The following is a 269-nucleotide window of genomic DNA, read 5'->3' on the forward strand; positions in this document are numbered from 1 at the left end:
GTTTGGATTATACGTAACTTCCTCCGTAACTAAACTTTTATCTATGCTTGATGGTAAATTTGTATCTGGTTTTGTTTCAGGTTTTGGATCTGGCTTTACTTCTGGTTTTTCCTCTGGCTTTGTTTCAGGTTTTGGGTCTGGCTTTACTTCAGGTTTTTCTTCTGGTTTTGTTTCAGGTTTTGGGTCTGGCTTCACTTCTGGTTTTTCTTCTGGTTTTGTTTCAGGTTTTGGGTCTGGCTTCACTTCTGGTTTCTGTACTTTTTCAATTA

1 pseudogene is annotated in these 269 nt (G+C 37.9%); it reads right to left on the reverse strand.

Going from position 1 to position 269, the window contains the following annotated elements:
- Positions 1-269 (reverse strand): annotated as a pseudogene (locus MR107_RS30755) (S-layer homology domain-containing protein); the annotation flags it as partial.

Origin of the sequence: Bacillus cereus group sp. BfR-BA-01441 (genome assembly GCF_022663075.1) — a bacterium.
Classification (GTDB): Bacteria; Bacillota; Bacilli; order Bacillales; family Bacillaceae_G; genus Bacillus_A; species Bacillus_A cereus.